Raw genomic sequence first — 19,620 nt, forward strand, 5'->3', positions numbered from 1 at the left:
GACTCATCTATCCATTCCCTCAATCGTAGGATCCGCTTATCGGTAGGCCGTCCCACCCGCCGTTATCAGAAAGTCTGGTTCCTGGGAGCGATAGTCTCGATAGTAGCCCATGACTTTCCTCACATATAACTGGGTTTCTTTGAACGGGGGAATCTGCCGGTACCGATCGACTCTTTTCTCTCCAGCGTTGTAGGCCGCGAGTGCCAGCCGAATATTCCCGTGAAAGCGATCCAGAAGGTAGCGCAGGTGTTTCGCACCACCGCCAATATTGTCGCGGGTATCATAGAGGTTTCGCACACCATGACGAATTGCCGTTTCGGGAATCAGCTGCATTAACCCCACCGCTCCGGCTTTTGAAATCACAGTTGGGTCAAACGACGATTCGGCCTTCATGACCGCGAGGAGGAGTGCGGGAGACAGCCGATATTCCCGCGCGTAGCGGATCACCGCTTCTTCTAACTCTTGGTCTGAGACTGCCGCATGGTATCGAGGCTTGAGGATGATTTCCCTAAAGCGCTGATCCGCCGGGACGTTGGTCACATGTACTGTTCCAGTAGAACTCACGTACCCGTAGAGTTCCCCGTCTGCTAGAACAGCGGGCGCTGCAATGGCAACCATAAACAGGCCGACCATGAGCCTAATCCCGATCCGTCGAGCCCAGACGCCATTCCCGGATGTTTCGGCTCTCCGCCTACAGTTAGAATCATTGAGAGTTGTGGGAATCATTTGCGCTCCCTCCAGTACTCCGCTTGCCATGGGCCCGTTGCGTCAGGTCTCCTCACGCCTGGTCTATCCGCATGGATTGTGCCATTACACAAGAACCATCCGTCAATGAACTATTCAACACTTTCAAACAGATAGGCACGTATACACCTCCAGACTTATGTAGGTGAAGACGCCCATGGAGTAGCCGCTTTTTCGTCATTGCGCCACACTTTGTCGCTTCGATGAAATGGCCCGAATATTGTCCGATGAGTGGCCGCGATATGCTCGATCAATGACTCCCGTTGTGCTACGGTTGCTTTGTGATTCGCAAGCTCGGAGACGCAGTGGCAAGAGGGTTGAGTAAAGAAGGGGGGAGTGATGAATCAGCGACCACGGTTCCTTCGAGCCATTGCCCTGTGGGGGGTTCTCTTTTTCACATATGGCTGCGCGAGTGAATACAATGCCTTCCATACCCAAACGGGAGACCCCATCCTCCTTTCACGGCGAGCCTACTCAAAGGAAACCTGCCTGCAAAAGATTCAAGCAGAGGGTGTTCGCCTTGGAGTTACCTTTCGCTATGTTCATGTGCGAGGCTCATTTTTTGGTCAATCCCTTCTATGGCCGTTTGAAGGTGGGTATGCCTGTGAGGCAGCCATAGGGCCGGAAGGGAAACCTAGGGGCATTTACCCGCTCGAAGACTCGCCGCTGCTTGCGCACAGTGAGTGAACTTCTCCCGCATCCACTACTCAAACGACTGGCACGAAAAATATTTTCCTTCCATACTCACGATTAGTAAGAATTCTTCTCTTTCAGACAAAGTCTCTGTTGACAACACTCCCTATAGCGCAGTAATACTCGATCCTCCACAGAATATGGGGGCGTGCGGGCACAACGCTCCTTCTCGCACTTCTGTTTATGGGAATGCGGGCAAGTCGAAGGGAGGTGGACCCAGGATTCTGGCACAAAGGGGTACAGGCCAGGTCCATGAACAACAGAACAAGAGTGCTGTACCGTCAGCATATGCATTCGGAAAAACCTGTGGTTCTTGCGCCATCCGTTTTACAAAAATCTGTTGGATTAGAAACAAGGAGTACGTATGGAAGACTTGGTGATTGAAGAAGAAGGCACCTCCTCCGCATTGACCATTACTCTCGGTGATTTTCTCGTCTTTATTAATTGGATGAATCAAACTGAAAAGGCTCTTGAACGCGCGGAAGCTCTACCCACAATGCCTCAGCTCGATTCAGGTAAGGTGCGCGGCTGGATTCAATTGGTTCAGCGCCTGGAAGAGCGCTTCCGTCGGAGCGAGGAAAAGAAATTGGCGATGGAAGCGAATGTCATCGCGCAGGAAGCCCAACTTGGCCAGCTCTTGTCCCATCTCCACTCAAATATCGCTTCCTTATATGAAAATCTCGGGCAGTCACAAAAAGCCGAAGAAGTCCGCCGGCGTGCTGAAGCCCTTCATTCCGCATAGCCCCACATAGGACATCCCGGAGAAGCAGCAACACCGCTTACTTCTCCGGGCCCTCCTCACAGTCGCCGCTCCCTAGGTATTCGGTTTTCATCACTCCCTACTATTTCTGACATTTCCTTGTGAAGACATGGACTTTGGCTATACTTGAGCCAGCGCTGCTGACGCCTTGATCGGAAAGGCGCATCTCGACACTGTTTTCTTGCACAGAGGGATCAGAATTGAGCCCTTCAATAATCAAATTGCTGCTCGTCGAAGACAATGATGTCGATGCCCACCTCACTCGGGATATCCTGGCTGAATGGAGCATTGAGCAATTCGACATCACTCACGTCACGCGACTCAGCGAAGCGTTTGCCCATCTTGCACGAGATCGCTACGATGCCATCCTGCTAGATCTGTCCTTGCCCGATGCCTATGGCTTGCCCACCCTGAAACAGGTTCAAGCAACAAGCCCCACCATCCCCATTATTGTCCTCAGCGGAGTCAGCGACCAGGCCCTATCCCTCCAGGCTGTGCAACAAGGCGCCCAGGACTATCTCGTCAAGGGGCAGGGCCATCCTGAATTGCTCGCTCGCTCCATCCGCTATGCCATCGAACGGAAGCGGGCAGAAGAACGGATGACGTACCTGGCGCAGTACGACCAGTTAACCGGCCTGGTCAATCGGACCTTATTCCGCGATCGGCTCATCCAGGCCATGGCGCGAAGCAAACGACTCCAACGCCCGCTCGGCTTGATGTTGTTAGATCTCGACCGGTTTAAAGCGGTCAACGATACGATGGGACACGATGTTGGCGATTTGCTGCTTAAGTCAGTGGCAGACCGGCTTAAACTCTGTGTCCGAGAAGTAGATACAGTAGCCCGAATGGGTGGAGACGAGTTTACGATTATCCTGGAAGGTTGCTCAGCGGAACAGGACATCACGATCGTGGCTCAACGGATTACCGAATCCCTGAGCGAGCCCTTCGAACTGGGCCAGCACCGCCCATCGATTGGCGTCAGCATCGGGGTCACCATCTACCCCTCTGACGATCACGATATCGACGACCTCCTGAAACACGCCGATGCCGCGATGTACCGCGCCAAACAAAAAGGTGGCAGCACCTTTCAACTGCACACATCCGATGCCAAGCCGCACTCCCCGCTTGTCTCGTAGCAGTCACCTCGGCTAGCGACCGATGTCCTCCAACGGTTGATCCGTCACCACATACGCTCCTCGTGGATTACGCACAAGATCATTGGCGGTGACCAATTCGGAGGGAGCCGGATTGGGATGCGCATCGGGCGTTACCACGACCCCCCAGTGCTGATTATCCCGGCAAAGATTATCCGCCAACAAGGCGCCTCCATGATGAAACAGCAGGATGCCGCTTAGCATGTTCCCCTCACATTGATTGCGGACGATATCGGGGCAAGTCCCGGCATCACGGACGGCAATACCAAAATGATGATTGTCGAAGCACCGGTTGTCTACTACCCGAGGTTGAGCTCCAGCAAACACGAAAATCCCTGACTCCCGGTTCAGACAAACTTCATTGCCGGAGAAGGTTGCCCGACATTCCGGGCCATACAGCACCACACCTGACAAAATCCCTTCCATGGCGCGACAGTCGGAAATCACGCAGGTGCTATCCAGAACGTTGATGGCCGAATGTTGATCGCTCCCCACATAACGAAATGCGATGCCTGAAACTCGCCCAGCTGGAACCCGCTGCATGTATAAGGGCCCACCGCGACGGGAAAAGATCTGCACCTGATCGCGCCCGGCACCAATCAACCGCACCGGACGGTCGGAGATGAAAATCTTATCTTCATAAATGCCTGGTCTAATATAGATCTGATCCTGCTCCTCCGCATGACGAAGCGCGTCACTTGGGAGAGAATAGCAACGCGGATCTCTTGCATCGACAATCAGCGTTTTGCCACCAGCTGGATTGGATGGTACCGGCTCATCCATGCTTAGCTCCTTCTTTTTGCTCCAACCGTAGCAGCGTAGCATTAAAGTCACACTGGGCAAAAATGGACTCGTACAATTCTGTCATCATTCAGAGCCTCCGGCCGAATTGTGTCAGAGTAGCTCTGATCTGAATGCCAGAACCCCTCTATTTTTCACCGTTTTGAGGTCTCTGCTCTATCTTCCTCGTGGCATACCGATTGCGTTCTCCCCCTCTGAAGACCCGAGGGGGCTGGCTAGTTGGAGGAAAACCATGAAGAAGCAATTGCGCATCGGAATCCTCGTTGCAATGAGCGCCCTGCTCTTTTCGCCAAATATCCCACTGGCGGCTCAAGGCCAAATGCAAGACAGCTCCCGCCGCCTATATGATCGAGTGATGGAAGAATTCAAGCACCGGGACTATGAAGCGGCGCTCGCAGGATTTCGTTTCTTTATCGAAGTGCATGGGCACTCCGCCCTTGCTGCAAATGCCCAATATTGGATCGGAGAATGCCAGTATCGATTGGGGCGCTATAAGGATTCGCTCGCCTCGTTCTATAATGTCGTCTCGTATTATCCACTCAGTCCGAAGCTGGCGGCCTCCACTCTGAAAATCGGGCAAGCCTATACGAAACTCGGCGACCAGGATAAAGCCCGCATGATGTTTGAACGCGTGGTCGACCAGTACCCCGACAGTTCAGAAGCCGAGCTTGCCAGGAAGGCTATCGACACCACCAACGCCAAATCTGACCCGGTCTCACACACGCTTGAATAACACGGGCCAAGTCCGCCTACGGCCCCTCCAGCCACTACAACTCATCCGGCTCGCATCCGAGCAGGGATGCGAGCGCTGGAACGGTATAGGACTTCTGCACACGGAGAGTTACAAGCTTAATCCCGGCAGCATCTAGCACCGACTCGATCACCCGCTGTCGGCTTTCTTGACCGCCCCGCGAAGCAATATCTTCCACTTGCACAACCTGCTCAACCTGCCTCGTCCCCGGGTGTACCAGGACAAACGCCACACTCTTCAGTGCAATCTGTCGAAAAGCCTGTGCCCGAACTTCTCCAACCGCCTCAATTCGGACAAAAGCCCAGAGCGGAACTTGCGAAAAGACAAGATACTGATCCTGAACCGCCAGCCGGATAAGGTTGTAGAGCAAGACTTCTTGCTCCGTCAGCAATGGAGCGGGGCTTACCTTCGTTCCTGCCGGAAAGACTGGGCCCTGACTCTTCCCCTTGTCTGACGAAGGGCTCCGTTTCCATAGCAACAATGCCAGCACAACCACTGCGAGAGAACCAATGAGAATGACTTCCATGCGCTACGTGCGGCCCTTCAAGATGAGATTTTCAGCCGGCGCATCCACCCCGGTCCACCGGGAACAATGCAGCCCAGCAAAGCCAGGTGACTCGCGCCAGTGACAGCAGGAACATTGCCGCACTGGTCCATCACTGTTTGATACGCCAGAATGGCAAACGCGACCGCCTCGAACGCTTTACTATCCCACCCAATCGCGTCGAACGTCGTGACAGGGGCCGGTGAAAATACGTCGGCTAGATGCGTCATAATGGCGCGGTTTCGCACGCCGCCCCCACCGACGATTACTTCGTCGATTCCACCATGAATCCATCGCCTGGCCGTCCCTACAGACTCGGCTGTCCAACGACTGCAGGTAGCCAGGAGGGTTTCGATCGAAAGCTGTCGCGCCTCCTGAATGGCCAGAAGCTCCTCTACCATCGGTGCGCCAAATAGTTCTCGTCCAGTCGATTTGGGAGGATGTTTTGACAAATATGGATGCGCCAGCAACTTCGTCAGCAACCGACCGTCCGGCTTCCCGCGCGAGGCCAGGCGTCCGTCACGATCCATCGAGACCCGGCCGTCCGTCGCCCGGTACATGAGGCCGTCCAAAACCATATTGGCCGGACCGGTATCAAACGCGATGACACCCCCCACTCCTTTCCCGCGCGGCAGATAGGTCACGTTGCTGATGCCGCCAAGATTCACTACCAATCGTGCGCGCCGGGGATGGCGGAACACGAGCGCATGCACGCCGGGAGTCAACGGTGCACCCTGGCCACCGGCAGCGATGTCACGCGGGCGAAAGTTAGCCACCGTAGTAATGCCCGTTCGCTCAGCAATCACGGCAGGCTCGGCGATCTGCAGGGTAGACCGGATGGCTCCAACCCCGGCATCCTTCACTCCATGAGGCAAGTGGTGAACCGTCTGGCCATGAGAACCGATTAAGTCGATATCCTTGGGCCGAAGCCCGGCGGTTCGAATCGCACCGAGAGCCGCATTGGCAAACCATTCGCCGAGCAAGGCATTCAAGTGACAAATTTCTGCAACAGACCCCGAGGCCGAGGCCGCAAGAATCCGCTGTTGTAGAGATCGCGGGTACGGCAATGCGTGGAAGGCGATGGTGTGTATATCCAGGCCCTTCCGTGATCGCGTGATCTCGACTAGTGCGGCATCAACTCCATCACCAGACGTACCAGACATCAGTCCTACCACTTTCATAATCTTGCTTCCCTTTCTCGATAGGCCTCGCGCAGACGTCGCCGCTACGCTAATGGAAGTCGGGCATGCGGTCAAGCCATTGCGCCACCAGTCCATTTTATGTGAGCGTCGGACCAATTCGTTGACATCACAGAACCCCGATGCTACCGTCCCCGCCCATGTTTGTACTATTTCGAATGTCTTTCACAATGATTCGCACAGCCATATGCTGCCTCGTGGCGTTCATGCCGTCGCATGCCCGGGCAACTTCCCTGCCTCCCTTGAACGTCGTCGTCACCATTCCGGTACTGAAAGACCTCACGCAACAAGTAGGCGGCCCGTATGTCCACGTCACCTCCCTCCTGAGTGGCTATGAGAACGAGCACACCTATGCGCCTAAGCCCAGTGACTTGATCGCGGTCAGAAAAGCCCGGGTTCTTTTTGAAGTCGGCATCGGGCTGGAGATCTGGGTTTCAGCCCTGGTCAAGAACGCCGGAAGTCCTTCGCTCGTTGTCATCACGACTTCCGATGGCATCGGGTTGATCCGCGATCATGCCGATCAGGAGATTGCCCAACCAGGCGACCATCAGCATGCCAACGGCGGCAATCCCCACGTGTGGATGGATCCGGAGAGTGTCGCCACGATGCTCCGGCACATTACGGAGACGCTCATCAAGCTTGACCCGGCGCATGCCAGCGAGTTTCGCGACAACCAAGCCAAGTATCTCCGACAATTGGATCAACTCCGGAAGGAATTGTCCGAACGAGTCAAGCAGCTGACCGATCGGCGTTTTATCGCCCACCATCCAGCCTGGCCCTATCTGGCCAGACGGTTTGGGTTCGATATTGTAGCCACGATCCAAGCGCAGTCGGGCACCGAACCATCGGCCCTTCAGATTCAGTCGCTCGTCGCGAAAATCAAAAGGGACCGTATCAAGGTCATCGTCTCAGAAATCCAGTTGAGTCAACGGATCCCCGAACTCTTAGCGAAAGAAGCCAAAACTCGCGTGATTGTCCTCACAACACTACCAGGCGGACTCCCTGGCACCGAGACCTACCTCGACATGCTTCGCTATAATGTGCTCCAATTGGCTAACGCGCTGGAGGCGACATAACGATCGTCCTTGGTGCGGCTCAGCGCCGGAAGGAGCCTGGTTTTCGTGTCCGAATCATCCAACCCGATTATCCAATTTGACCACGCAACTTTTGGCTTTCCCGGAGTGATTGCGCTCCGAGATATTTCACTCTCCATCGGCATGGGAGAGTTTGTCGGGGTCATCGGCCCTAATGGATCAGGCAAAACCACGCTCTGCCGTGCCGTCTTAGGCCTCATGGCTCCGCTAACCGGACATTTACGTATATTTGATTGCGCCTGCGGCGAATTGCGCTGCCACCACCGGGCCCAGATCGGCTACCTTCCCCAGAAGGGCGTCGTGGATCGGAACTTTCCGGTCACCGTCCTCGAAACCGTCATGATGGGGCGCTATGGCACCTTGGGCCTCTTTAAACGAACGACGAAGAAGGACCAGGCCATTGCCCTCGATGCCCTCGCCCACGTGGGGATGGACGCGCATCGAGATACGGCACTGGGCCACCTGTCCGGCGGCCAGCAACAGCGGGTATTCATTGCCCGCGCCCTGGCCCAGCAACCCAAAGTCCTCCTGCTCGATGAGCCAACCACCGGCCTTGATATCACCACCCAGCATAACGTCATCGAACTCGTGGCCCATCTGCATAAGGAACTGGGCTTGACCGTGCTCTTGATCACACATGATATTAATATGATTCGCCCGCACGTCGACCGGCTCGTGCTGCTCAAGACTCGCCTGTTTGCCGCCGGGCCTCCGGCCGACGTGCTCAAACCAGACATTCTTCGCCAAGTCTATGGGAAGGGACTCGTAATAACAGATAAAGACCTCGTGATTGTTGAGGACTACCACCATCATCATTAGCCGTATGACGCCATATGCTTGAGCTGTTTACTTACGATTTCATGCAACGGTCCCTCCTCGCTGCAGCGATGGTAGGCGGGCTCTGTTCTGTCATTGGCGTGTTTGTGGTCTTGCGGGGACTCGCCTTCGTTGGGGCAGGTACGGCCCATGCCGCATTTGCCGGGGTGGCACTCGGCTATTTAATGGGTTGGCCACCGCTGCTCCTTGCGATCATTTTTGGCTTAGCTACAGTCTGGATCACTGGGTGGGTGGAAGAAAAGGGTCGCATGAAGCTGGATGTCTCAATCGGGATTCTCTACACGACAACCATGGCGCTGGCCATTCTTTTCATCGGTCTCATGAAGACCTACAATGCTGAGGTCTATGGCTATTTGTTTGGCAGTGTATTGTCCGTCACAAGCGAAGAACTGCGGACTATCGGAGGTCTCAGCATCCTTGTGCTGGGCCTGACCCTGCTCTTTTCGAAAGAGCTGTACTTCATCGCCTTCGATCAGGAGATGGCCGAAGCCTCAGGTGTACCGGCCCGTAAAATATTTTTCCTCCTTCTCACATTAGTCGCACTGACTGTCGTAATCTCGCTTAAAACTGTTGGAGCAATCCTAGTATTTGCCATGATTCTGATACCGGCTTCGACCGCCTACCAGCTCACACACAGCCTGCGCACTCTTACCATCTACTCCATTCTCATCGGCATCTCGACATCGGTAGCGGGTGTCCTGATTTCGGCGTTCTGGGATATTCCATCCGGCCCAGCCATTGTATTGTTGGCCACGACGCTATTTTTCTGTTCCATCCTGGTCTCCCCCAAGCGACAGCCTGTCGCCTACACCTCTTAAGGATCGCAGGATTGCGCACAGACTGGATATGCGCGGCTAGGACGCGCCCCAAAACGTATATACCACAGAAATATTGCAATAAAGTCTCTAGGAAACCCCTTGAATGTCAGGCATCCCTAGCCTTAAAATTGCAACGGCTAGTTCAGTTTTAACGCTTAGGAGGTTCCATGTTACATCGAGTACTGAAGCAGCGCGTTCTAGGACTGGGGTTGTTGGTTGGGGCAATCGCCATATCGTCGCCCACGGTTTCCCACGCCATTGATGTGGTGCATGAGGGAACAGCGCAGCCAGGGGAAATCGTAGCAGGCTTTCGCGTAGGCCCAGGATTCAGCACAAACCCCGCACTCAATACCGTCGGCCCTTCCCTGAACTTCCAAGGCCTCTATGGAGTCAATAAGTGGCTCCGCATGGGAATGGTTCTCGACTGGGACCAGCATAAGATTGACAAGAATGCAGCGAATGCGCTCGGCGTCAGCGGATCCTTTTCAACGATCACGATTCTTCCCGTGTATTTGGAGTACCGTCCAGGACGTATTGGCGGGATTCAGCCCTATGTGGCCACAGGTATTGGTGTGAACGTTAACAACAAGCAGATTTCGAATACGATGGCATGGCGTGCAGCGGGCGGGATTGATTACTTCTTGACCAAGGCGTTAGCGCTCAATACAGAAATCAAGTACACCCGAAACACCACCGATGGCCAAGATCTCGGCGGTGTGGCCCTCCTTTTCGGCGTTCGCTATTCGTTTGGCCGTTAGAATCTTGCCAGAATACGCAGGAGGGGCTTGACTCCACGGCAGCCCCTCCTGTCCATTAAGTTGCATTCTCTCTTATAGCTCGCCATTGTGTTCTCCCCAAACGGTAACGGCGCTGAACTCCAACCGCCTAACATCACCAGCTCAGCCTCAATGGTAATCCTCAGCGCGCTTTTGTGCCAAATGTAGGCCCCTGACTACAGAGAACGAATGTCTAGACCACGAAGTGCTTGACTGCAGCATCGCCGATTACTCCACGGCGACAAATACCGCGCTTAGCAGCCACATGGCAGCATGATAATTAATTGTATTGAAAGTGAGCAATTCAGCACAGGACTTGCTTTTCCAAATACGCTATCGTTTTTTTAACAATTTCATCTCGGAGGAACTACATGAACAAGGGATCATCTCGACGGGTCGTCAGCGGTTTAGCTTTGGCTCTTTTCGCTAGCGTACTGATGTCTACCAGTCCGGTGCTGGCCGAAGACGGCAAACAAGACTTTGGTGGCATCGAGCCGGGGAAATGGGTCCTGGGCATGCGAGCAGGGTTTGCGCCACTCACCCAACAGCTCTCAGCCAACACCTCAACCGATGTCGGATCGCTGGTGAACTTTCAGGCTATGTATAGCCTGAATACGTGGCTGCTCGTCGGCTTGATGGTGGAATGGGAACGCCACGCCGTTGACAGTGAACGGCCTTCGAGGAGTTTGGGGCACCAGGACACCGTATCGGTGCTGCCGACCCTCGAATTACGCCCGGGAAACTATGGTCAATTAAGCCCGTATGTCAACATGAGCTTTGGAGTCAACTCGAACGGCTTTGGAGAAGATACCACTACGCGTATCAGCCCAAGCAACACGTTTGCCTGGCGGTTGGGCTGGGGAGCGGATTACATGATCACAAAGCAGTTCGCCTTGAATGCGGAAATGGCCTACAAAAGGAACGACGGACACGTAACTATTAATAACAACACACGAAACGATGACTGGAACGCCTCGTCCTTTGGGTTCCTTTTCGGGGTGAAGATGTATTTCTAAAAGCCGAGAGCTTCAGCAGATCATACAAGGCAGGATGTCTTGATATAATCAGACATCCTGCCTTTTCTTTTCTGCAAATGACCCGTTCGGTCAGCCTGCCATGGCGAGTTCTAACGCGATCCTGTGCTAACTATAAAGTATCACTGGGTGGAGCGGAATGACGTGCTGGCGGGTTATTCCATCCGAGCGTTCTGGCTGCGATTCCAGACCATGCCGGTCTGTTCCTTGGAACTGAATCCTAGCTTTTCGTAGAAGCCCGGCCGGCGGGTGCAGAGCCAGAAGAGTTCGACTTTTTTCAGGCGAGGATGATGGAGGATGCGCTGGACAATTTCGGCTCCGATGCCCTGCTTCTGATACCGCTCATCCACGATCACATCCCAGATGGTTGCGCGATAGACGAAATCCGTGAGCACACGGCCGAAGCCGACCAGACGATCGCCGTCCCAGGCACACAGCGCCACATCGGTATGACGGAGCATCTCCCGGGCATCATTCAGCGTCCGGCCCTTAGCCCAGGGTGCCTGCTGAAACAACGTCAATAATTGTTCGGGGTGAAGCGACTTCTTTTCTGAAAAGGTAACCGTGGTCTTGAGCGGAGGGGGCATTGTGTACTAGAGTATCTCCCGTTTCGCGATAGACTTTAAGTTCGAAGTGTACGAGGAAACCGATGTCAACGCAAGTCCGTAGCTGTCCCAAATGCTTCCAGTTGATGTGGCTCAAACAGAGCGAGTTTGAACTCGTCGACGTGGAAACAGTGAGGGCCAAATGTCCCCACTGCGGCTCTACGGTCCGTTTTCGGCTTGTCAGCGAAGGCGACAATGCGGCGGGCCCGAAAATGGGTCACTAAGGAGGGGCCGCGACTCGTTTCATCGGTCTCTGCACGGTCACCCAGGCCCCTCTAATCAGATTGGTTTTGCTCTGAGCATTTCAGCGCCAGGCTGGAGCTATAACCCTCGTCCTGAGCCATCCAGTTCAGGTTTGTTTCCGGGAAGTATTTTGTGGAGAGCGGCGCGGTATTCTGCAACCCGCTTTTCGTCTATCCGGCCCACTTCGATTTCCTTATCCCGCTGCATACGCTCCACATGATCGAGCACCGCGAGTAAGGGCTGTACGGCTCCTATTAAATTCCCGACCTCAAAGGCCTCCAATGAGGCCACGAATGATTCGTTCAATCCTTTGTAGGGCGTACCCGTACTCTGACCGCGCACGCGAGAGACATTCTCTTCATAATCATCCACAGCCTCTAGCTTGGGCTTCACACCAGTTGGCACCGCCGATAGGTGAACAATGGGCGGCAACTTAGCGGCATAGGCTTTCAGCTGAGCCGAGAGGGCGCCGATCGCATCAAGAATATCAGCAGTTTGCATACCATTCTCCTCTCAGGAGTGGGCGTTCGTTCGGAGCGGATCACCACTCATGATTCTTTGTTCAGCTTCGATGCTCGTATCTGTTGAAGCGCTTTGGTCACCGTCTCCATATCGGATGGGAACGGGCGAGTAAAGTCCTGTCGCATCCCGGTCGTGGGGTGCGTGAAGCCGAGTGTTCGAGCATGGAGCATGACACGCGGAATCTCCACCTCATCAATCGCGCAGACCTTTCGGCCACCATATGTCGGGTCCCCAAGTATGGGGTGACCGAGGGAGGTGAGGTGGACGCGGAGCTGATGCGTGCGCCCCGTCCGAGGGTAGAGGAGGACATGTGCGGCAACCTTGCCATACCGCTGATCCACCTTGTACTCCGTCGCTGATTCTCGCGGGCTGGTCGTCCTGGTCGAAATCTTCTTACGCTCCTTGGTATCGCGCCCGATCGCCAGCTCGATCAACCCATGGCCCTTCTTCGGAACTCCCCAGATCAAGGCTTCGTACACTCTCGTAATCGTATGCTCCTTAAACTGCGCGGCGAGATGGCGATGCGCTTGATCGGTCTTGGCAATCACCATCACGCCGGAGGTTTCCTTGTCCAGTCGATGGACAAGTCCGGGTCGTTCTTTCCCCCCGATAGCCGAGACGGTCCCTCCGGATGTCTGAAAGTGATGGAGCAGCGCATTCACCAGTGTCCCGGTCCAGTTCCCCGGCGCTGGGTGAACCACGATGCCAGAGGGCTTGTTGAGCACTAGGAGACTGTCGTCTTCAAAGAGGACTTCCAGAGGGATAGCTTCGCCCTTAAGCGCCAGTGGCTCGGGCTTCGGCACATCCATGCTGATCTTGTCTCCCGGCTTGATCTTCTGGCTGGCCTTCACTACCTGCTCGTTGATGCGAATGCGGCCAAGTTCGATCAGGCGCTGCAAGGCGGATCGGGAGATATCTCGTTGGTGATTGGCGAGAAAGATATCCAGGCGTTTGGGCTGCTCTCCAGCCGTGACCACAAATTCCGTAATCATAACGGCACAAGCTACTAAAGAGCCTCGATCAATTGCAATGAAATCATGCAGCCCCAACCGTATTGCTAGGGAACAGAGGAGGAAAAAGAGGAGAGAATTGAGAGGTTAGGAAATGAAGCTACGCGCGCCCGGCTTTATGGGCACGTTCGGCGATCTTTTTACGAAGACGGGCTTTCTCGAGGCTGATTTCGGCTTCTTTGACTTCCGAAGGAAGGCCACCGGCCTTCAGGCGTTGTTCGGCTTTCTCGACCGCAGCTTGAGCACGGCCGACGTCAATATCCTCGGCCTTCTCCGCGATCTCTGCCATGACTGTGACTTTAGTCGGGGTGACTTCGGCATAGCCCCAGAGAATCGCCATGTGGTGAGTCTGATCGCCCACACGATATCGAAGCTCGCCGATGCGCAGTGTGGACAGAAAGTAACAATGGCCTGGCAACACCCCGAACTCGCCTTCCGAGCCAGGCGCGATGACTTCATCCACCTGCTGACTCAGCAGCTGTTTTTCCGGAGTCACAACCTCTAACAGAATCTTTCCCGCCATTCTTTTCTTCCTCTTCCCACCAACCCAAGCACGGCGGCGGGGCAGATCTCGATTGCGCGCATTGACCGAGCACCGTTTCATCGTGCGCGGTCAGCGAGCAGGAGATCGCCCTGCCGATGTGCGCCTATACCTTCACACCCATCTTTGCGGCCTTCGCCACGGCTTCCTCGATCGGACCTACCATGTAGAACGCTTGTTCCGGGAGGTGATCGTACTTGCCCTCGAGGATTTCCTTGAAGCTGCGGACCGTATCTTTCAGCTTCACATACTTGCCCGGCGAGCCGGTAAACGCTTCGGCGACATGGAACGGCTGCGACAGGAATCGCTGGATCTTCCGCGCACGGGCCACCGCCATTTTGTCGTCTTCGGACAATTCGTCCATACCGAGAATCGCGATAATGTCCTGCAGATCCTTATACTTTTGGAGCACAGACTGGACTCCGCGGGCGACCTTATAGTGCTCTTCACCGATGACTTGCGGATCGAGAATACGGGAGGTGGAGTCCAGCGGATCGACGGCCGGATAAATACCCAACTCCGCCAACTGCCGGGACAACACGGTGGTGGCGTCCAAGTGGGCAAACGCCGTCGCCGGGGCCGGGTCGGTCAAGTCGTCCGCCGGCACATAGATGGCTTGCACCGACGTGATTGAACCACGCTTGGTCGAAGTAATACGTTCTTGCAGCTGCCCCATCTCAGTTGAGAGCGTGGGCTGATAGCCGACGGCTGACGGCATACGGCCGAGCAAGGCTGACACCTCTGAACCGGCCTGGGTAAACCGGAAAATGTTGTCGACGAACAGGAGCACGTCTTGATTCTCTTCATCACGGAAGAATTCCGCGACGGCCAAACCGGTCAGGGCCACGCGAAGACGGGCTCCGGGCGGTTCGTTCATCTGGCCATAGATCAATGAGACCTTGGATTTGGTAAAATCGTCCGGATCGATGACTTTCGACTCCTGCATTTCGTGCCAGAGGTCGTTGCCTTCACGGGTGCGTTCACCGACGCCGGCAAACACGGAAAAACCGCCGTGATGCAGCGCGATGTTGTTGATCAGCTCCATGATGATAACGGTCTTGCCGACACCGGCGCCGCCGAAGAGTCCGACTTTTCCGCCTTTGCTGTACGGCTCCAGCAGGTCCACGACCTTAATACCGGTCTCGAGCACTTCGGTCTTGGTATCCTGATCTTCGAGCTTCGGAGCGGGGCGGTGAATCGGGTAGGTCTTCTTGGCGTTGATCGGCCCCTTCTCATCGACCGGCTCACCCAGCACATTGATGAGGCGACCAAGCGTCTCACGACCGACCGGAACAGAGATCGGCGCACCGGTGTCATGAACATCCATCCCACGCGTCAAACCATCGGTGGTCGACATGGCGATCCCGCGGACCCGGTTTTCACCGAGGTGCGTGGCGACCTCCAGCGTGATCCGGACGGCCGGCTTGCCGGCGGCCTTATTTTCTTCCTGGACCACCTTCAGCGCGTTGTAGATGTTCGGCAGTTGGCCGGGAGGAAATTCCACGTCCACCACGGGCCCGATGACTTGAACGACTTTTCCTGTGCTCACGGCTGACTCCTTCTTCAACGTAACTGACTATTGCAACGCTTCTGCGCCGCCGACGATATCCATGAGTTCTTTCGTAATCGCGGCCTGCCGGGTCTTGTTGTAGTAGAGCGTGACTTTCTTGATGAGCTGGCCGGCATTCCGCGTCGCGCCATCCATCGCGGCCATACGTGCGCCATGTTCGGCCGCGGCCGACTCCAACAGAATACGATAGGCCTGCACTTGAAAATGCTTCGGCACCAGCACATTCAGCAAATCGGCTTCGTCCGGTTCGTACAGGTAACTGCCGCCGGTCGTCCCCTCGGCTTGAGCCGCGCCGAACTCGGTAGCCGCGTCAATGGGGAACAATTTCTCGACGATCACTCGCTGCTGGATGGCTGATTTAAATTCGTTGTAGACGACGTAGAGCTCGTCGAATGTGCCCTTCACAAAGTTGTCGGTCAGATCGCCGCCGATATCGAGTGCGTGCTCGAAGCTGAGCTTATCGAAGACCCCGGTCCACTCCTGCCGGATCGGCCAGGTCCGCCGTCTAAAGTAATCGCGCCCCTTGCGGCCGACGATGCTGAGATTGACTTGAAGCCCGCGGGCTTCGCACTGACGGACGAACTCGACGGTCTTGCGCGCAATGTTGCCGTTGAAGCCGCCGCAGAGTCCGCGATCGCTGGTGATCACCAGCACTTCAATCTTCTTCCCCTCGCGCTTCTGCAAGAGCGGATGGGCCGAACGGTTCACCCGCTGGCTCAGGTTGCTCAAGACTCCGCGCATCTTCAATGCGTAGGGACGCGCCGCCAGGATTCGATCCTGCGAACGCTTGAGCTTCGCCGCGGCCACCATTTTCATGGCCTTGGTAATCTTCTGCGTATTTTTGAAGGCCGCAATTTTGCGGCGCAGACTTTGTAAACTCGGCATCGTCTACTTTTCTTGGCTATCGGCAAAGCGCGCGGACGCTTCAGCGAAGATTATTTCGCGCCGTATCCCATCTTCTGTTTGAACGTCGTGATGATTTCTTTCAGCCGGGCTCCCACCTTGTCGTCGATCTTGCCGATGCTGGCAATTTCCTTCTTCAAATCGGGATGATGCTGCTGCACATAGTGGAGATAGTCCGCTTCGAACTGCAGCACCTTGTCGACGGGCACATCGTCGAGATACCCGTTGACGCCGGCATGGATCGAGAGCACCTGATCGGCCACCGGCATCGGCTTGTACTGGCCCTGCTTGAGCAACTCGACCATGCGCACGCCGCGCGCGAGCTGCATCTGCGTCGCCTTGTCGAGCTCGCTGCCGAACTGCGAGAAGGCCGCCATTTCGCGATACTGCGCCAGATCGAGCCGCAAGGTACCGGCAACCTGCTTCATCGTCTTGATCTGCGCGGATCCGCCGACGCGGGAGACCGACAAACCGACGTTGATGGCCGGTCGAATACCTGAGTAGAACAAATCGCTGCCGAGATAGATCTGGCCGTCGGTGATTGAAATCACGTTGGTCGGAATGTAGGCCGACACGTCGCCGGCTTGCGTTTCAATGATCGGAAGGGCTGTCAAACTGCCTCCGCCGAGCTTTTCGCTCAACTTGGCCGCCCGCTCCAGCAAGCGTGAGTGCAGATAGAACACGTCGCCCGGATAGGCTTCGCGTCCCGGCGGTCTGCGGAGCAACAACGACAATTGCCGATAGGCCACCGCATGCTTTGACAGATCGTCGTACACGATCAGCGCATGCTTGCCGTTATCGCGGAAATACTCTCCGATCGCCGCGCCGGCGAACGGCGCCAGGAACTGCATCGGCGCCGGGTCGCTGGCGGTCGCCGCGACCACGATGCTGTATTCCATGGCGTGGTTTTCTTCGAGTGTCTTGACGACGCGGGCGACGGTCGAACGCTTCTGGCCGACCGCGACATAAATGCAGAATACGCCCAGGCCCTTTTGATTGATGATCGTATCGACCGCGATCGCGGTCTTCCCGGTCTGCCGGTCGCCGATGATCAACTCGCGCTGGCCACGCCCGATCGGAATCATGGCGTCGATCGCCTTGATGCCGGTCTGCAGGGGCTCGCGGACGGATTGACGGGTATTCACACCGGGCGCGACGACTTCGATACGGGACGAATGCTCTGACTTGATCGGTCCCTTGCCGTCGATCGGTTGGCCGATGGCGTTGACCACGCGCCCGATCAGGGCTTCGCCGACCGGGATTTCTGCGATGCGGCCCGTGCGCTTGACGGGATCGCCTTCCTTGATCGCGGTGTCTTCGCCCATCAACACGGCACCGACGTTGTCTTCTTCGAGGTTCAGCGCGATGCCATAGAGTCCGCCGGGGAACTCCAGCATTTCTCCGGCCATGGCTCCATCGAGCCCGTAGACCTTGGCAATCCCGTCGCCGACCTGGATGACCGAACCGGTCTCCTTGACATCGACTTGCTTGTCGAAGCCCTTGATCTTTTCCTTAATGATCGCACTGATTTCATCTGCCTTGATCTGCATGGCTACTCCTTCGTCAACAGGCTCTGCATGGCGCGCAAGCGACCTCGGACGGTACTATCGACGACCGTGCTGCCGATAGAAATCTGCAGGCCCGCGAGGTGACTGGCGTCGGTCTGAAAGGTGATATCCACGTCTCGCTTCAGGGTGTCGCGAAGGCGTGCTTTGATGCGGTCTTGTTCTGCCGTGGGCAACGCAGCCGCACTCGATACGGTCACTTGCTGAGTCCCCTTGGATTGATCGACGAGCTTCCCGAAGGCGTCGGCGATTTCCGGCAGAAACCCGATGCGATTCTTTTTCACGAGCTGCCCGATAAAGGCCTTGCCGGCCGGGGGGCATCCGAATCGGCCACCGATCTCGGTGAGCACGGCAATCTTTTCTTCCATGCCGAACACCGGGGACGCGACCACGTGTCGGAGGGAGACAGAGTCCTGCATGGCCTGAGACAGGCCATTGAGGGTACCCCGCGTCGCTTCGATAGTGGAGGAATCGAGGAGCTCGAAGAGGGCTTTGGCGTAACGTCGCGCAACTGCTGTCTTAATCACGGTCCTTGTCCACTCACTTCCACAATGGGCACACGGATAATTGTCGTGCTGTCCGCACTAAAATAAGCGCGCCAAGCTACCATTGCTTGCGAGGAACTGTCAACTCCGCAGCCGGCCTATCCGTGAAATTCACCTGGCAGACACGGACAGCGGGGAGGGAGGAAACTCGATCTGGGCTGTGCGAAACCGCTCCACGATCGCCTTGCTGAGTTCGCCCTGCAGCGATCCGTAGTGCACGACTTGAGTCCAGGGTTCGACAGCAATCGTAACGGCTGGCTGCCCCAGCCGGCTGACACCGATCGCCGCTTGCGGATCTTTGAGCACATGCGAGTGGTTCTCCACAATCTCCCGCACAATTGCCAGAGCTTGATTCAGATCCGTTTTGTACGACACATCCACTGTGAAGTGCAGCTGTCGAATCGTCCCGAAGTTATGCAAGATTTCTCCGACAATCTTACGGTTCGGAATCACCACACGGGAATGATCTGAGTGCATCAGAGTCGTGGAAAAGATGTCGATCATCACGACATCGCCGTGCACGCCCAACAACGAGATATGTTCTCCCACCTTATACGGCTTCGTGAAGATGATCGAGAGTCCTGCCATCACATTACTTAAAACGCCCTGCAGCGCCAGACCGATCCCCACACCAGCCACACCGATTCCTGCGACCAGCGGCGCAATCGGCACACCGAGCGCTTCCAGCGCGATGACGGCCGTAAACAAGAGGACGATGATTTTGACAATGCGGACGAGCAGCATCCGCACCGGCGGCTCCAGTGTCTGCCGCTCAAGCGCCTGCTGCATCAGGTTCCCGGCCCAGCGCGCGCCCAGCGAACCGGCGGCAAAAATGCCGATGGCCACGAGCGCCTGCAGGCCGTACTTCACCGCGTATTGCGTGAGAGTATCCATTGCGAGCATATGTCCCT

The 19,620-nt window shown here is 55.9% G+C and carries 21 protein-coding genes; 8 read left to right on the forward strand and 13 right to left on the reverse strand.

Features of this window, described 5'->3' with window-relative positions:
- Positions 1-36: 36 nt before the first annotated feature.
- Positions 37-633 (reverse strand): lytic transglycosylase domain-containing protein, encoded by a 597-nt coding sequence (locus tag Q7U39_05220; GenBank protein MDO9117337.1) that lies wholly within the window; start codon positions 631-633, stop codon positions 37-39.
- A gap of 1,168 nt (positions 634-1,801) precedes the next feature.
- Here Q7U39_05220 and Q7U39_05225 point away from each other — a divergent pair.
- Positions 1,802-2,179: a hypothetical protein gene (locus tag Q7U39_05225; protein MDO9117338.1), complete on the forward strand. Its 378-nt coding sequence runs from the start codon at positions 1,802-1,804 to the stop codon at positions 2,177-2,179.
- 218 nt (positions 2,180-2,397) lie between these two features.
- Entirely contained in the window at positions 2,398-3,333 is a 936-nt protein-coding gene (locus Q7U39_05230) for a GGDEF domain-containing response regulator (GenBank protein MDO9117339.1), read from the forward strand.
- A 12-nt stretch (positions 3,334-3,345) separates the two neighbouring features.
- On the opposite strand, the gene Q7U39_05235 is transcribed toward Q7U39_05230, so the two are convergent.
- Entirely contained in the window at positions 3,346-4,134 is a 789-nt protein-coding gene (locus tag Q7U39_05235; protein MDO9117340.1) for a right-handed parallel beta-helix repeat-containing protein, read from the reverse strand.
- A 250-nt stretch (positions 4,135-4,384) separates the two neighbouring features.
- Here Q7U39_05235 and ybgF point away from each other — a divergent pair, with 250 nt between their 5' ends.
- Positions 4,385-4,885 (forward strand): tol-pal system protein YbgF, encoded by a 501-nt coding sequence (gene ybgF / locus Q7U39_05240; protein MDO9117341.1) that lies wholly within the window; start codon positions 4,385-4,387, stop codon positions 4,883-4,885.
- Positions 4,886-4,919: 34 nt separating this feature from the next.
- On the opposite strand, the gene Q7U39_05245 is transcribed toward ybgF, so the two are convergent.
- Both Q7U39_05245 and Q7U39_05250 read right to left on the reverse strand, forming a co-directional pair.
- The gene (locus Q7U39_05245) at positions 4,920-5,429 is read right to left on the reverse strand and encodes a DUF2726 domain-containing protein (GenBank protein MDO9117342.1); all 510 of its coding nucleotides are present in this window, start codon (positions 5,427-5,429) and stop codon (positions 4,920-4,922) included.
- A 17-nt stretch (positions 5,430-5,446) separates the two neighbouring features.
- Complete coding sequence (locus Q7U39_05250) at positions 5,447-6,628, reverse strand: anhydro-N-acetylmuramic acid kinase (protein MDO9117343.1); 1,182 nt, start codon at positions 6,626-6,628, stop codon at positions 5,447-5,449.
- A gap of 188 nt (positions 6,629-6,816) precedes the next feature.
- On the opposite strand from Q7U39_05250, the gene Q7U39_05255 reads away from it, so the two are divergent.
- The 5 genes from Q7U39_05255 (at position 6,817) to Q7U39_05275 (ending at position 11,187) form a co-directional block, all read left to right on the forward strand.
- Positions 6,817-7,722, forward strand: a complete 906-nt coding sequence (locus Q7U39_05255) for a metal ABC transporter substrate-binding protein (protein MDO9117344.1) — start codon at positions 6,817-6,819, stop codon at positions 7,720-7,722.
- A 45-nt stretch (positions 7,723-7,767) separates the two neighbouring features.
- The gene (locus Q7U39_05260) at positions 7,768-8,559 is read left to right on the forward strand and encodes a metal ABC transporter ATP-binding protein (GenBank protein MDO9117345.1); all 792 of its coding nucleotides are present in this window, start codon (positions 7,768-7,770) and stop codon (positions 8,557-8,559) included.
- 14 nt (positions 8,560-8,573) lie between these two features.
- Entirely contained in the window at positions 8,574-9,395 is an 822-nt protein-coding gene (locus Q7U39_05265; protein ID MDO9117346.1) for a metal ABC transporter permease, read from the forward strand.
- 167 nt (positions 9,396-9,562) lie between these two features.
- Positions 9,563-10,153: an outer membrane beta-barrel protein gene (locus tag Q7U39_05270; protein MDO9117347.1), complete on the forward strand. Its 591-nt coding sequence runs from the start codon at positions 9,563-9,565 to the stop codon at positions 10,151-10,153.
- A 389-nt stretch (positions 10,154-10,542) separates the two neighbouring features.
- Positions 10,543-11,187: an outer membrane beta-barrel protein gene (locus tag Q7U39_05275; protein MDO9117348.1), complete on the forward strand. Its 645-nt coding sequence runs from the start codon at positions 10,543-10,545 to the stop codon at positions 11,185-11,187.
- A gap of 173 nt (positions 11,188-11,360) precedes the next feature.
- Here the strand turns inward: Q7U39_05275 and Q7U39_05280 are convergent, their stop codons facing one another.
- From Q7U39_05280 to Q7U39_05320, 9 genes are all read right to left on the reverse strand, one after another.
- On the reverse strand, positions 11,361-11,792 hold the full coding sequence (locus Q7U39_05280) for a GNAT family N-acetyltransferase (protein ID MDO9117349.1): 432 nt from the start codon (positions 11,790-11,792) through the stop codon (positions 11,361-11,363).
- 339 nt (positions 11,793-12,131) lie between these two features.
- On the reverse strand, positions 12,132-12,554 hold the full coding sequence (locus Q7U39_05285) for a hypothetical protein (GenBank protein MDO9117350.1): 423 nt from the start codon (positions 12,552-12,554) through the stop codon (positions 12,132-12,134).
- A gap of 47 nt (positions 12,555-12,601) precedes the next feature.
- Positions 12,602-13,567: an RluA family pseudouridine synthase gene (locus Q7U39_05290; protein ID MDO9117351.1), complete on the reverse strand. Its 966-nt coding sequence runs from the start codon at positions 13,565-13,567 to the stop codon at positions 12,602-12,604.
- A gap of 118 nt (positions 13,568-13,685) precedes the next feature.
- Positions 13,686-14,108 (reverse strand): F0F1 ATP synthase subunit epsilon, encoded by a 423-nt coding sequence (locus tag Q7U39_05295; GenBank protein MDO9117352.1) that lies wholly within the window; start codon positions 14,106-14,108, stop codon positions 13,686-13,688.
- A 124-nt stretch (positions 14,109-14,232) separates the two neighbouring features.
- A complete protein-coding gene (atpD, locus tag Q7U39_05300) occupies positions 14,233-15,675 on the reverse strand; it encodes a F0F1 ATP synthase subunit beta (GenBank protein MDO9117353.1) in 1,443 nt (480 codons plus the stop codon).
- Positions 15,676-15,702: 27 nt separating this feature from the next.
- On the reverse strand, positions 15,703-16,581 hold the full coding sequence (gene atpG, locus Q7U39_05305; protein ID MDO9117354.1) for an ATP synthase F1 subunit gamma: 879 nt from the start codon (positions 16,579-16,581) through the stop codon (positions 15,703-15,705).
- A 50-nt stretch (positions 16,582-16,631) separates the two neighbouring features.
- Complete coding sequence (gene atpA, locus Q7U39_05310; GenBank protein ID MDO9117355.1) at positions 16,632-18,149, reverse strand: F0F1 ATP synthase subunit alpha; 1,518 nt, start codon at positions 18,147-18,149, stop codon at positions 16,632-16,634.
- A 2-nt stretch (positions 18,150-18,151) separates the two neighbouring features.
- Positions 18,152-18,691 (reverse strand): ATP synthase F1 subunit delta, encoded by a 540-nt coding sequence (atpH, locus tag Q7U39_05315; GenBank protein ID MDO9117356.1) that lies wholly within the window; start codon positions 18,689-18,691, stop codon positions 18,152-18,154.
- A 129-nt stretch (positions 18,692-18,820) separates the two neighbouring features.
- The gene (locus Q7U39_05320; protein MDO9117357.1) at positions 18,821-19,612 is read right to left on the reverse strand and encodes a mechanosensitive ion channel family protein; all 792 of its coding nucleotides are present in this window, start codon (positions 19,610-19,612) and stop codon (positions 18,821-18,823) included.
- Positions 19,613-19,620: the final 8 nt, after the last annotated feature.

It is taken from the genome of Nitrospira sp. (assembly GCA_030653545.1).
Classification (GTDB): domain Bacteria; phylum Nitrospirota; class Nitrospiria; order Nitrospirales; family Nitrospiraceae; genus Nitrospira_D.